Consider the following 12,413-nt stretch of genomic DNA (forward strand, 5'->3'; position numbering starts at 1 on the left):
AAGACATAAACAAAATATTTAACAATTCCGGCAGATTTTCTGTATGAGTTTTATTTCAGAATTTTGTAGGGAACACCACTGGCCCCTCCCCGTCAGACAAGGTAGCTGTTCCGCCGATACCTCAGATACAGATTTCATGTATAAAATCATAAATTTTAATCTCATAAATTTTAACTTCAATCGTCAACTAACAAATCAACGCCTTCAAATCATCAATCGAATTCGCCTCGTTAATCTTCTTATCATGCCGCCATCTCAAAATCCTCGGAAAACGTGTCGCCACGCCGCTTTTATGTCGTTTTGATAACGAAATCCCTTCAAATCCAATCTCGAAAACCAATTCAGGCGTCACGCTTCTCACCGGCCCGAATCGTTCCAATGTGTTTCTTTGGATCCAATTATCGACTTGCCTGAATTCCGCATCGGTCAAACCCGAATAGGCTTTTGCAAACGTTACCAATTCACGTTCACCGTTTTCATTCTGCTGCCAAAGGGCGAAGGTATAATCTGTAAATAGATTCGATCGCCTTCCGTGGCCGCGCATGGCATACGTCAGAACGGCATCAATAGCAAGCGGTTCGATTTTCCACTTCCACCAATCGCCTTTTTTGCGTCCGACCTGATAGATGGAATCGTTGCGCTTTATCATCAATCCTTCTGAATGCAAGTCGCGCGAGCGTTCTCTTTCGGCAACTACATCTTCCCAGGAATTAAGACAGATGCGTTCCGATAAATGCAGTGGAATTGTCCCCGTAGGAATATCGGCAAACAAAACTTCAAGCAAATGCCGTCTTTCCGCATACGTTCTTGTCCGGATATCTTCCCCTTTCCATTCCAGCAAATCATAAGCTTTGATGATTACCGGATTGTTTTTGAGGACGGATGCAGATACATTTTTACGTCCGATCCGCGTCTGCAAATCATTGAAGGACCCAATCGTATCGTCTTTGTACGGAAGGATTTCCCCATCGATTACTGTTCCGTCGGGAATGACACCAATGAAGTTCTGGAACTCCGGATATTTATCGGTAACCAATTCCTCTCCACGGCTCCAGACGAAAATTTCACCGTCACGGATAATCGTCTGTGAACGGATACCATCCCATTTGTGCTCAATGCTCCAGTCTTTTGCGTCGCCCAGATCGGCAACATTTCCTTCAATGGCATAAGCGAGATAAAACGGATACGGTTTGGACAGATAATCGGAACTTTTTTCCTCCAGGATCAATTCCCGGAAACTGACGGTATTCGGGTTCCAGTCGCCCATGAGTTTGTGCGCAATGAGGTCTTCATCTACGGAAACCGCTTTGGACAATGCCCTTGTCATCAATTTCTGGCTCAGCCCGATACGAAAACTTCCGGTTATCAGTTTCGTGAAAACCAATCGTTCGTAAAAATTAAGGGCCAGCCAGTTTTCATGCAGGTAAGCCCGTTTTTCTTCATCGGATTTTTTTCGAAGAGCGATGATTTCACGCAGATATTCGGTCAATGATTTATCCGAATGTTCACGTGTCGTGGGAACGATGAGCGCAATGGTTTCGGCCAGATCACCTACAATGTGGTACGATTCTTCAAAAAGCCACATGGGGATATTCGCCAGTTCATTCGCCCAAATCCGAAGCAAAGTGGTGTTTACCGGACGTGGCGGCCGTCTGTGGGACAGAATCGCAATGGTCCAGACTTTATCTTCATCACTGGCATGCCGAAAATATTCGGTCAATGCGTCGACCTTGACGTTTGTCTTGTTAGTGGCATCAAGTGCTTTTATCAAGTTGGCGAAGTTTTTCATTTGAGGAATGATTTGATGCTGTCACCCTGATCTGACTGTGGCGCTTCTGTTTTTAAAACGTCCTCAAATGCTTTTTCATCCGATTCATCTGCTTCATGCGAACTTCCCATTTCTGCCGATTCGCCTTCGTATTGTGTCCTGGCGGTTCTGGCATCGTATCCGATTTCCCTCAGATACCTTGAGAAGATGTCGGAATAGCCGTGGGTCGAAATTATCTTTTCCGCTCCGGTCGCCTTGATGCTGTCAAGTAATCCGTACCAGTCGCAATGATCAGACAGTACAAAACCTTTATCGATTGCCCGTCTGGTCCTTGCGCCGCGGAATGCCATCCATCCCGAAGCAGTAGCAGTAACAAAAGGCGTCATTTTACGCAGCCAGGGCGAACCGTGCGCACTTGGCGGTGCAACGACGATATTTCCGAGAAGTTCTTCTCTTTTGGTGTCTCGTGTGACGAGTTCGGTGTCTGGCAAATCGGTAATCGTCCGGATCACCTGGTTCATATTTTCGACGGCTCCATGGGTGAAGATTTTCCCAATCGATGTGTCTAAGTTTTTGATGATGCGTTGTGCCTTTCCGAGTGTGTAGCCAAAAATGACAGATGTTTTGCCTTCTGCTTTGTTTTCGGCCCACCAGGAATTGATGTCGGTAAAGACTTCCTTTTGCGGCAACCAGTTGAAAGCGGGTAATCCGAACGTACATTCGGTGATGAAGGTATTACATTTGACGACTTCATATGGAGTCGCGATTCCGTCGTCTTCTGTTTTATAATCGCCTGTAAAAACCCATACTTCGCCTTTGTACTCCACGCGCACCTGCGAACTTCCTACTATATGTCCGGCCGGATGCAACGAAAATTTTACGCCGTTGACCATAAACGATTCGCCCCATTCAACACCCGCGACATTGATATCGCCAAGCCGGTGACGGATTATAGGTACGTTGAAATGATGGGTGATGTAATTTTTGTGGCCCCATCGCGAATGGTCAGAGTGGCCGTGGGTGATGATGGCATTTTCGACTGCTTTCCACGGATCGAGATACACATTGGCTATTTCACAATAGATGCCTTTGTCGTTAAAACAGAGCAGCGCTTTTTCGTTTTTTTTTGCCATCGGTTAAATATACGAATCCGCGTGGCCAGTTTCTGTTTCAGCGTTTTGGTTTAAGGTTTAATTTTTACCATGTTTCTACGGATTAATCTGAACCAAATTGTCCAATGAAAGTTGATGTACATTCTTTTTCCGATTTTTATTCAGAATGCTGATTTTGGATAACCAGCTTGATACTGTCAACCAGACGGCGGCAGATTGTTACAATTCAAGAAAGCAGCTTGTTCCGCCGCGGCGCCCTAAAAATCTATGTTAACATGCAATACACGATTTGAAAAATGAATTACCTTTAAATAAACACAAATAGATTTTTATGAAACTGACTTATGTTTTGGCGCTTCTGGCTTTTAGTACGGCGTCATTCGCGCAAACGGGAACCGATTTTTGTACACAGGCACAGACTTTCCTGGATCAGGGAAAATACCAGGATGCCATGAAAGCGGTAGGACGGGCATTGGTAAAAGATCCGGACAATTCCAAATGCCGCAAAATCCGGGTTTCGGCCGCCTTGAAAGGAGAACCGACACCTGAGAATTATGTTCAGGCGCTTACGGATTTAGGGTATCTGGTAGATCATGGAGACAAATCTGAAACTACCTATCGTCAGGTTGGCGATGCCGAAGTCGGGCTTGCCAGATTTCTCTATCAGGATCGCGATTACACCAATTCGGTCAAACATTACGGTGTGGCAAAAGAAGCGTTCCAGAAGGCAAAAGGAGTTGGAGGCGATCCGAAAATCTATGACAGGCTCATAGAAGATACCGATGCCTATATCAAACAGGTTAACAGCGAAACCAAGCCTTAATGCCTGAAGGTCCGAGTTTAAGAATCCTGTGGGAACAAACGCGCCAATTTGAGGGAAAGAAAGTCCTTGAAGCTACAGGCAACGCGAAGATCGACATCGACAGGTTGAATAATAAGACCGCTGAAGCATTGAAAACATGGGGGAAACATTTCCTGATTTGCTTCAACGGTTTTTATGTGCGCGTGCATTTCCTCATGATCGGGAGTTATTCGATTGACGAAAAAGGAAAAGCGAAAGTGCGTCTCGGGTTGCATTTCAACACGGGCGATTTGTATTTCTACGCTTCACAAGTAAAGCTTTTTGAAGGCAATGTCAATGCGTATTATGATTGGTCGGCCGATATCATGTCAGATGATTGGGATCGGTCTGCCGCCATCAAAAAAATAAAGAATCATCCCGATGCCATGATTTGCGATATGTTGCTCGATCAGAATATTGTGGCAGGTTCTGGAAACATAATCAAAAATGAGGCTTTGTATCTCGCGAAAATCCATCCGGAATCTATCGTTTCTGAAATTCCGTCAGATAAATTGAGACAGCTCCTGAATGATGTCCGCGATTTCAGTTTTGACTTCCTAAAATGGAAAAAGCGGAACGAGCTACAAAAGAATCTCAAAGTCTATTCGCAAAAAGAATGTGATTGCGGTGGAAAAATGACGGTGAAAGAAACCGGAAAAACCCGACGCAAAAGTTATTTCTGTGAAAAATGCCAAAAGCTTTACGGTAAAAAGCATTTATTTTCGTGACTAAAATATCCGTTACATTTGTGTCGGATCAAGCTAAACCGAAACATGATTTTTCCTCCGCATTTACAAAAGGGCGATTCCGTATACCTTGTCAATATTGCCCGCAAAGGAATTTACGATGCCGGTGTTGTTGAGAAAACCCTGAATTCATGGGGGCTTTCGGTGATTGTTGGCGAAACGGTAACCGCCAAAGGTTTTTGCCAGTTTTCCGATACGGCAGACAATAGACTGGCAGATGTGCAAAAAGCGTTGGACGACGTATCGGTCAAAGCGATTTTCTTTTTGCGCGGCGGATACGGAACGGTACAGATTCTCGACCGGATCGATTTTTCTGCGTTTGTAAATTCCCCAAAATGGCTTATCGGATACAGCGACATCACATATCTGCATTCTCATATCAACCAGAATTTTGGCATTGCAACGGTTCATGCCACGATGTTATCTGCTTATGCGACGGCTAGTAAAATCGATTTTGAATCGTTGGAAAATATTCTGTTCGGAAAGTCTCGTTTACAGGTTTTTGCCAATGTTGAAAGCTACAATTTCAAAGAAGTATCAGGCGAATTGATTGGCGGGAATCTGTCAATATTACACACCATAATCGGTACGGATTCCGATATGAGTGCCGATGGAAAAATACTTGTGATTGAAGACGTTTTTGAAAACCTGACAAGTGTCGAGCGCATGCTTTGGGCCATGAAACGCTCGGGCAAATTCGACAGGCTCAAAGCCTTGTTGCTTGGCGATTTCCTGATTCCGGTAAAAGACAACGAGACCAGTAATTGTATGGTGGCTGAATATCCGTCACCGACAGACCAAACTATCCAGCTTGCGTTTCGCCAAATGATCCTCAATTTTTTTGAAGGATATGATTTCCCGATTGTCTTCGGATTGGCTGTTGGACATAGCACCGGAAGGAATATTGCGTTGGAATTCGGGGCTGATGTTTCGCTGAAAATGGAAACTACATCTTTACACCTGACTTATCACAGATAATAAAACTTCACACGGCAATCTTTGCTTTGAGCCATTTCCTTATCGGTTCATCATAAAATTTCAGACAGACAAAGGCAAGGGCAATACAGGAAATAAAAAGCAAAAGGCTTATTGGCAAAGCATCTTTCAGACTGATTTTGTTCGTAGCGACCCAACCGGTATAGATATAAATCAACGGATAATGTGTGATGTATATCGGGTACGAAATATCGCCTAAAAATTTACAGGCTTTAGAAGAGAATCCATTTTGCATCTGGCCACCGCTTGCTCCAAGAAAAACGATTAGTGGGAAAATCAAAATTACCGTCAGGCTGTCATAGATGCCGTTGAGCCAAAGGTTTTGTTCTCCACCAATCCTGGGAATAGAAAAAACAACGACCAAAAGTAAGCTGCAAATCAAAAACGCCTGTTTCACCCGAACCAATCTGCCGGTACGATAAAGTAACAATCCGGCAAAAAACGGATACATGACCCGTGCAAAACCTATATGGAGTTGTTCCGGATCGAGTGACCAGCCTCCGATGATATCTCCATTCGGGCTTGTTACAGCCAAATGGATCAATGCAATTCCGGAAACCACAACGAGAATAGACAGTAGCGTTTTGGAAAATTTCCGGACGAACAGTGCATATAAAATGTTGGCGATGTATTCATAGAACAGCGACCAGCCCGGGCCATTTAACGGATGCATTTCTGTCCAGCCCCTGATATCCATCGAGCTTGGTACGGGAATAAGTGTGAATCCGATGATCATTACCAATAACATTTTCCATACAGGTACGTCATGGATACCCGGCCAGAGAACGGAATCCTGGAAATAAAAGCAGATGGCACCAATGACCATCCCCATTATTACCATAGGTTGCAGCCGGCTTACACGTCTTTTAAAAAAATTTCCTACAGACATATCAGCCCAACGGTCATCGTAGGCATAACCAATCACAAATCCCGATAACAGGAAAAAGAAATCGACGGCTAGATAACCGTGATTGATCAACTGATCAATATGGCTTGTGGCGTGTGCTTCAAAAATGTGGAAAATGACTACCATTATGGCAGCAACGCCTCTTAATCCGTCAAGAATCTGATAATGAGGCTTGGAATTTACGGGATAACTGTCCAAATTTCTGATAGTCTATTTACCGAAGCTTACTGATTGAACACGTATGTCGCTGCCGATCCAGCCGCAAGTGAAGTGCTGAACCATTCACCGTTGTAACGCACGTTGAATGCCTGTGAAGTAGCATCGCTAGAATTGATCGCGACCAGCACGATTTTATTCTCAGGAGTTTTGAATGCGGCCGTGCTTACGGTCCCGATTTCGGTGCTGCCAATCCTGACCGAACCTGCAGGAACGAATTTGGAAGCATGGGCAATGATATAATAGGCCACATTTTTCTGGTAAGAGCTGCTGCTGTTTATGGTGATGGCACCTTTACAAGTGGTGCAGCCGCCAGTTGTGTGTGGGCCGTAATTGGAATCGTTTGCCAGATTCCACTCAAAAGTAGCCTTGCTCCAGTTTCGCATCGATCCAATCACTACATTTTTGACATGCCATCTTAAATCGCCGCCGAAGTCTCCGTTTGAAGGTGTGTATTGTTCGGTAAAATATACGTTACGATCCGGATGTGCATTGTGTACGGTACTCATGGCGGAAATTTCTCCTGCATAAAGGTGGAATGCCGATCCGTCTATAAAAGATTTTGCCGTAGCGTCGTTGAGAATGCTGATTGGATAAACCGGATGGTCGCAATTGTGGTCGAATATGACAATCTTCGTGCTCAATCCGTTTGATTGGAAAGCAGGCCCGAGGTTGTTTTTGATAAAGTCGCGCTGTTGTTCATAAGTCATGACCAAACTTGGCGTATTGTACGGGTTTTCAGGTTCGTTCTGTGGTGTGACTGCAGTTATTGTGATACCATTATCCGCCATTCCCTGAATGTATTTCACGAAGTAATTGGCATAGGCCCCATAATATTGTGGCTGAAGTGATCCGCCCGTAAAACTTCCGTTGTCTTTCATCCAGACAGGTGCAGACCAAGGCGCGGCGATAATTTTAATATTCGGATTTATAGCGAGGATTTCATTCAGAAGGCCGATGACTGCTGAATCATTCGATAGGCTGAAATTCGCCAGTGTTTCATCTGTCTCACCGGTCGGCATATCATCATAAGTGAATGGATCCGCATTTAAATCGGATGCTCCAATGCTGAGTCGAAGGTACGATACGCGAATGCCATCGGTCCCGAATATTTCCTGTAATAATTCTTGTTTTTTTGCAGACGACAGCATATTGATTACCTGTACGCTGCCACCAGTTAAAGTATAACCGAATCCATCAACGGTCTGGAAAGTTTGTGAAGGATCAATGTCTACAAAACCGTTCGTATTTCCTGAAGTCCCGAATGCAATCGGATTGGTTTGTTTAGCCAAAAGTACGGACTGATTCGACTGTGTCAGCCAAAAATCGACTTCATTTACAATAGGTGTATCATCTGTAGGATCAACCGGATCCGGAGTTCCGCCATCGTTGCTGCTCGAACAGCCAATAAGGAAAATCAAAGCCGAAGCCGCAAGAAATAAAGACTTTTTCATGTTTTTGATAAGCTATTTTATGCTAAAGTAGGTAAACGCGTCAGTTTACGAAAGCGTTGTAGTGGTGTCTGTGGAATCAATACCTATTATTTGTGTTTCATTTATTTGTGAATCAATTGTTTGGAAATAAATCAAAATAGCTTTGTAGTGTTTTTGTAAGGTATTTTTATCTGAATCTATGCACATTTAAAGATTCTTTTATGGCTAATTTTCGGGATAAATTAAATTGGTCATTTTTATTTTTAAGGAAACGCCTATTCAAATTTTTACGGGTACATTAGCAACAAAAAATTACAGCACATGACAACAACAGCAAAAGCATACGCCGCACAAACGGCAACAACTCCTCTGGCTCCGTGGACTTTCGAGAGACGTGACCTAAAACCTTACGACGTTCAATTCGACATTCTTTTTTGTGGTGTCTGCCACTCAGATTTGCACCAGGCGAGGGGAGAATGGGGAGGCGAAGTATTCCCGATGGTTCCGGGACATGAAATCGTAGGACGCGTAGTAGGCGTCGGAGAAAAGGTAACAAAATTCAAAGTAGGCGACCTTGCAGGAACCGGATGTCTGGTAGATTCATGCCGCACCTGCGACAATTGTAAAAAAGGTCTCGAACAGTATTGTGAGAACGGAGGTTCCGGAACCTATAACAGCACCGAACAGGACAAAGTCACTCCAACTTACGGAGGTTACTCAAGTACGATTGTAGTCCACGAAGATTTCACCTTAAAGATTTCAGACAAACTCGACCTTGCCGCAACAGCTCCCTTGCTTTGTGCCGGAATCACGACCTATTCACCGTTGCGTCACTGGAAAGTGGGCGCGGGCGATAAAGTTGCCGTGGTTGGTTTGGGCGGATTGGGCCATATGGGCGTAAAGTTCGCCGCTGCTTTTGGGGCCGAAGTCACTGTATTGAGCACATCTGCAGACAAAGAGGCCGACGCCAGAAAACTCGGTGCACATAAATTCGTCGTTACCAAAGATGCGGACCAGATGAAAAGCGTTCGCGGTTATTTCGATTTTATTCTCGATACGGTTTCCGCACCTCATGACCTCAACGCTTACCTTGGCTTACTCCGTACCGATGGTGTCCTTTGTGTGGTGGGTGTTCCACCAGATGCACAGCCTGTCCATCACTTCAGCGTAATCGGCGGGCGTAAATCTTTGGCAGGATCAGGAATTGGCGGTTTGCCGGAAACTCAGGAAATGCTTGATTTTTGTGCCGAACACGGAATCGTTTCTGAAATCGAGATGATTGACATCAAAGACATCGAAGAAGCGTACAGCCGTATGCAAAAAGGTGACGTGCGTTACCGCTTTGTGATTGATATGGCGACTTTGTAGTTAACAATGAACAATTAATAATGAATCCGCGGTCTTTTGGCTGCGGATTTTTTTGTCCCTGAAAATTTATAAAAATAGAAAGCCGCCCAGGCCAGGCGGCTTTCAGTCCCCAAAAGTAAGTCCCCTAACACTTACTTATCGATAACGATGAAGTCCGAACGTCGGTTGGCCAAATGTTCGGCATCGCTGCATTTTACGCCATTTTTACACCGGTTGGTCAATCGGCTTTCACCGTAACCTATGGCACTTTCGATCCGGCTGGCATCGATTCCTTTGGATATGATGTAATCACGTGTAGATTTGGCCCTGTTGTCTGAAAGTTTCAGGTTATAGGCATCTTTCCCGCGTGAATCGGTATGTGATTCGATCTTGATCTTCAAATGCGGGAATTTGGTCATCGCGAACACTACTTTGTCAAGTTCTGTCGCTGCCTGAGGCGTGATGTTCCATTTGTCGTATTCAAAGAAAATAGGGTTGATGGCGATCTTTTCGGTATTGCCTTGTTTTACGATCAGGTCGTCGTAATTGGTCAGCTCGAAGTCGAAATCCTTGGTCTCGTTTCCGTTTTTCTTACCGATGTCGATCTGTTTTTCCTCGCGGCTGTGATTCGCTTTTGTAGCTGCGAATTTATATGTCTTTCCACAAGGAACGGAAACCTTGTAATTTCCCTGACTGTCCGTACTGGCAGCCGTAACCGCATCGTCCATCAAGGTAGAAACGCTGACAGTGGCACCGGAAATCGGAAGTTTCGATTTGGCATTGACGACTTTTCCCGACACGATTTCGTCACATGGAGCCGGAACTTTCGTAAACGAATAAATATCGTCATCGCCTTTGCCCGATTCCCTGTTGGAAGAGAAATAGCCGTATTTGTCCGTAGCGTCTACAATGTAGGCGAAGTCGTCCCAATTGCTGTTGATGGGAGCGCCAAGATTCCTCGGTTCAGAAAACGTCATATCCGGTTTCATTTTGGCCTCGTAAATGTCGAGGCCGCCCCAGCCGTAATGTCCGTCGGAAGCAAAATACAGCACGCCATTGTTGAAAAACGGGAACATATCTTCCCCAGGCGTATTGATGACGCTTCCCAAGTTACGTGCCGGCCCGACCGTTCCTGCAGCATCGACTTCGGCTACATAGATATCTGAACCGCCCAAACCGCCGGGCATATCGGAAGCAAAAAACAGCCATTTCCCATCATTGCTCAACGCCGGATGACCTGTGGAATAGGCCGTGTTGTTGAAATTGAGGTCTTCGAGAGCGCCCAATTTCCCGTCGGTGATCCTGGCACGAAGAATCTTGAACTGGTTCGTCCCACTTTTGTCGTTGACCAGTTTCTTGTTGTTCTTGACGATGTTCCTCGTGTAATAAACCGTTTGGAGATCTGGGGTGAAAGCGGCCGATGCATCGTGGTATCTGGTCATCGATTCGGGAAATAAAGGCTGTGCATTAAACAAAGTCCCGTCGTTGACATTGCGTTCGGCCACATACAAATCCAGGAATGGCTGCTGGTTCCAATTGTACAGTTTTTCATTGTATTTGGTGGTGTCTTTTGCAGATGCATAGACGATCCTCTCACCATAGAATGCCGTCCCAAAATCAGATTTGGTCGAATTGACATCCAAAAGCTTCGCTGTATACAACGGTTTCTCCTTTGCCAGGCTGTCCATCTGCTTTTTCTGGTTGGCATAAAGCGTCATCAACCGGTTATCGCCTTTGGCAGACAGATATTCCTTGGTGACCTTATCTGCCTTGGCGTAATCGAGCACGGCTTTGAGCGATTCGGTATACCGGATGAAATAATCCTCGGGCATGGTCGGGCCCTGGATGTCGTACAATTTCTGGTAGTACGTCAAAGCCTCGCGCTTCTGGTGGATGTTGTAATGCGCATCGCCCGCCATTTTGAGTGTTTCGACACCGGGTTGCTGTTCTTCCGAAAGCGCTTCGTCATATAACCTGGCTGCTTCGGTGAAGGAGTATTGCCGGAAAAGCTTGTCGGCCTTTCTCAGCTTCGATTGTGCCGACGCTGTAAGCAACGTGAGGCACATCAGTAAAGTAAGTAGCTTTTTCATGGGGTAGGGATTTAGAAGAATCGGGGAGATTTGATTTGGGACGATTTCTGGTTCATCTGGAATCGGATGAAAATCTCATGTGTACCGTTGTTGTACTTGTTGAGATCGGTCACGGTATGGTCGTAAGCATATCCGATGAAAAAATCACGCGAAATCTGGAAACCGGCCAATCCGGAAACCGAATCGTTGAACCTGTACGCCGCTCCGAGTACGAATTTCTCCAGGAACATAAAGTTGCCCGACAGGTTGTAGGTGACCGGCGCGCCTGTTACCACACGAATCAAGGCAGCAGGCTTGAACTTGAGGTTGTCCGATAAATCGAAAACATAGCCCGCAGATAAATTGTAGTGGAGTCGGTCCGGATCGACTTCTTCCGCGATATCATCGTAATAATCGCTTTTGATAAAACTTGGGACAGACAATCCGACGTACCAATTCTCTTTGTAAAGGAACATTCCGGCTCCAATCTGAGGCATGAATTTATTGTCGATGTTCTGATTGAGCAAGGCATCATTCTCATCGTAGAATCGTCCTTTTGACCAGTCGATATTCATTATCCGCGCACCGGCATTAAGCCCGAAAGCCAGTTTGGTATCGTGGTTCAGGTTGATGGTGTACGAAAATGATCCGTTGATGTAGACTTCGCTCGAAGGCCCGAGTTTGTCATTGACGACAGAGAAACCAAGTCCGAGCTTATCGTTGCGCAACGGACTATGGACTGTGAGCGATTGTGTTTCAGGAGCTCCGTCAATCCCGACCCATTGCGAGCGGTGAAGCAAAATAGCTTCAAGGCTTCCTGTTGACCCGGCATAGGCCGGATTGATGACCAGTTGGTTGTACATGTATTGCGTATAACCCGGATCTTGTTGGGCATTTCCCTTAATCGACAGCGCGAGGAAAAATGCCATACTGATTGTATATATGTTGCGTTTCATGTTTACAAATTTTATGTTGGAC

The 12,413-nt window shown here is 45.2% G+C and carries 10 protein-coding genes; 4 read left to right on the plus strand and 6 right to left on the minus strand.

All coding sequences use genetic code 11. The features are described from left to right. Positions 1-187: 187 nt before the first annotated feature. Positions 188-1,789 (minus strand): ATP-dependent DNA ligase, encoded by a 1,602-nt coding sequence (locus G6047_RS04990; RefSeq protein ID WP_169526382.1) that lies wholly within the window; start codon positions 1,787-1,789, stop codon positions 188-190. Then, complete coding sequence (locus tag G6047_RS04995) at positions 1,786-2,901, minus strand: ligase-associated DNA damage response exonuclease (RefSeq protein ID WP_169526383.1); 1,116 nt, start codon at positions 2,899-2,901, stop codon at positions 1,786-1,788. The genes G6047_RS04990 and G6047_RS04995 overlap by 4 nt, the downstream gene beginning before the upstream one ends. 310 nt (positions 2,902-3,211) lie before the next feature. Here G6047_RS04995 and G6047_RS05000 point away from each other — a divergent pair, with 310 nt between their 5' ends. Genes G6047_RS05000 through G6047_RS05010 form a run of 3 tightly spaced genes read left to right on the plus strand, consistent with a single transcriptional unit; the run spans position 3,212 to position 5,445 of the window. Beyond that, the gene (locus tag G6047_RS05000; RefSeq protein ID WP_169526384.1) at positions 3,212-3,703 is read left to right on the plus strand and encodes a hypothetical protein; all 492 of its coding nucleotides are present in this window, start codon (positions 3,212-3,214) and stop codon (positions 3,701-3,703) included. Further along, positions 3,703-4,449: an endonuclease gene (locus tag G6047_RS05005; RefSeq protein WP_169526385.1), complete on the plus strand. Its 747-nt coding sequence runs from the start codon at positions 3,703-3,705 to the stop codon at positions 4,447-4,449. The genes G6047_RS05000 and G6047_RS05005 overlap by 1 nt, the downstream gene beginning before the upstream one ends. Positions 4,450-4,494: 45 nt before the next feature. Further along, positions 4,495-5,445 carry a S66 peptidase family protein gene (locus G6047_RS05010; RefSeq protein WP_169526386.1) on the plus strand — a complete coding sequence of 317 codons (951 nt, stop codon included), beginning with the start codon at positions 4,495-4,497 and terminating at the stop codon, positions 5,443-5,445. 7 nt (positions 5,446-5,452) lie between these two features. On the opposite strand, the gene G6047_RS05015 is transcribed toward G6047_RS05010, so the two are convergent. Together G6047_RS05015 and G6047_RS05020 are read right to left on the minus strand one after the other, a co-directional pair. Next, entirely contained in the window at positions 5,453-6,568 is a 1,116-nt protein-coding gene (locus G6047_RS05015; protein WP_211165384.1) for an acyltransferase family protein, read from the minus strand. Positions 6,569-6,594: 26 nt separating this feature from the next. Beyond that, on the minus strand, positions 6,595-8,040 hold the full coding sequence (locus G6047_RS05020) for a glycoside hydrolase family 30 beta sandwich domain-containing protein (RefSeq protein ID WP_169526387.1): 1,446 nt from the start codon (positions 8,038-8,040) through the stop codon (positions 6,595-6,597). 300 nt (positions 8,041-8,340) lie between these two features. Between G6047_RS05020 and G6047_RS05025 the strand changes: the two genes are divergently transcribed. After that, complete coding sequence (locus tag G6047_RS05025) at positions 8,341-9,387, plus strand: NAD(P)-dependent alcohol dehydrogenase (RefSeq protein ID WP_169526388.1); 1,047 nt, start codon at positions 8,341-8,343, stop codon at positions 9,385-9,387. A 131-nt stretch (positions 9,388-9,518) separates the two neighbouring features. On the opposite strand, the gene G6047_RS16900 is transcribed toward G6047_RS05025, so the two are convergent. Both G6047_RS16900 and G6047_RS05035 read right to left on the minus strand, forming a co-directional pair. Next, on the minus strand, positions 9,519-11,456 hold the full coding sequence (locus G6047_RS16900) for an OmpA family protein (protein WP_169526389.1): 1,938 nt from the start codon (positions 11,454-11,456) through the stop codon (positions 9,519-9,521). A gap of 11 nt (positions 11,457-11,467) precedes the next feature. Then, the gene (locus tag G6047_RS05035) at positions 11,468-12,391 is read right to left on the minus strand and encodes a PorP/SprF family type IX secretion system membrane protein (RefSeq protein ID WP_169526390.1); all 924 of its coding nucleotides are present in this window, start codon (positions 12,389-12,391) and stop codon (positions 11,468-11,470) included. Between the last annotated feature and the right edge of the window lie 22 nt (positions 12,392-12,413).

Source organism: Flavobacterium silvaticum (assembly GCF_012911565.1).
Lineage (GTDB): Bacteria > Bacteroidota > Bacteroidia > Flavobacteriales > Flavobacteriaceae > Flavobacterium > Flavobacterium silvaticum.

Coding starts and splice junctions, on each gene's coding strand:
- G6047_RS05025 (WP_169526388.1), top strand. CDS start 8,341: ATGACAACAACAGCAAAAGCATACGCCGCACAAACGGCAACAACTCCT.
- G6047_RS04990 (WP_169526382.1), bottom strand. CDS start 1,789: ATGAAAAACTTCGCCAACTTGATAAAAGCACTTGATGCCACTAACAAG.
- G6047_RS04995 (WP_169526383.1), bottom strand. CDS start 2,901: ATGGCAAAAAAAAACGAAAAAGCGCTGCTCTGTTTTAACGACAAAGGC.
- G6047_RS05035 (WP_169526390.1), bottom strand. CDS start 12,391: ATGAAACGCAACATATATACAATCAGTATGGCATTTTTCCTCGCGCTG.
- G6047_RS16900 (WP_169526389.1), bottom strand. CDS start 11,456: ATGAAAAAGCTACTTACTTTACTGATGTGCCTCACGTTGCTTACAGCG.
- G6047_RS05020 (WP_169526387.1), bottom strand. CDS start 8,040: ATGAAAAAGTCTTTATTTCTTGCGGCTTCGGCTTTGATTTTCCTTATT.
- G6047_RS05005 (WP_169526385.1), top strand. CDS start 3,703: ATGCCTGAAGGTCCGAGTTTAAGAATCCTGTGGGAACAAACGCGCCAA.
- G6047_RS05010 (WP_169526386.1), top strand. CDS start 4,495: ATGATTTTTCCTCCGCATTTACAAAAGGGCGATTCCGTATACCTTGTC.
- G6047_RS05000 (WP_169526384.1), top strand. CDS start 3,212: ATGAAACTGACTTATGTTTTGGCGCTTCTGGCTTTTAGTACGGCGTCA.